The organism is Shigella sp. FC1661, from assembly GCF_001712525.1.
Lineage (GTDB): Bacteria > Pseudomonadota > Gammaproteobacteria > Enterobacterales > Enterobacteriaceae > Escherichia > Escherichia coli.
The window spans coordinates 1-849 of sequence record NZ_MDGW01000394.1 but is presented as its reverse complement, the minus strand read 5'-3'; the positions used below and the strand labels follow the sequence as shown (position 1 = coordinate 849).

Genomic DNA, 849 nt, shown 5'->3' with positions numbered 1-849 from the left:
CTAATGGCGGTATGTGATGGTGGCCCTTGCTGGATTTGAACCAGCGACCTGGCGATTATGAGTCGCTCGCTCTCACCACTGAGCTAAAGGGCCGGGAGCCGCATAATAACGACTCGTAATTAATTCTTCAATATCATCCGTTCTGGCTGACTAAATCCTGTACTTCCCGAACCGTCTGCTCAAAACGTTCAGTCTCCAGCTCAACGCCAATTGCACGACGCCCGAGCGCCAGTGCCGCTTTCACTGTCGAACCCGACCCCATGAAAAAATCTGCAATCAGGTCACCCGGACGACTGCTAGCGCTGATTATCTGCTGCAGCATTTCTGCCGGTTTTTCGCACGGATGTTTCCCGGGATAGAACTGCACCGGTTTATGCGTCCACACATCGGTATACGGCACCTGCACCGTCACGCCAAAATACCGCCGCAGATGTTTATATTCACTCAGCAGCTCCGCATACTGCCGGTTCAGTGAGGTATACGTATCCACCAGCTGGTGGTGGAGCTTTTCCAGTTCACCACGCCGATGCTTCTCTTCTGCCACCCGGGCAAACAGCGCCTGTAATTTCAGATAATCGCTTTCATTCGGCAACTGCCACTGACTGGCACTGAACCAGTGCGACACCATGTTTTTCTTTCCTGTGGCATCTGCAATCTGTTTTGCCGTTATCCCCAGGGCAGCTCGCGCATCACGAAAGTAAGAAATCAGCGGGGCCATCACATGCTGTTTCAGTGCACTGCCCTTCGCCGCATACCCGGCATCTTTCGGACGATACGGCCCCTGATAATGTTCCGCGAACAGAATGCGCTCTGTGGCGGGGAAATACGCCCGCAGGCTTTCCTTGTTGC

General features: G+C 53.7%; 1 protein-coding gene and 1 tRNA gene. Both read right to left on the bottom strand.

Translation table 11 applies throughout. The features are described from left to right. Positions 1–17: 17 nt before the first annotated feature. Positions 18–93 (bottom strand) — tRNA-Ile (locus tag BFF42_RS18830). A 40-nt stretch (positions 94–133) separates the two neighbouring features. Then, on the bottom strand, positions 134–849 hold a 716-nt coding region (locus BFF42_RS18825), incomplete at its 5' end, for a DNA methyltransferase (protein WP_146753299.1).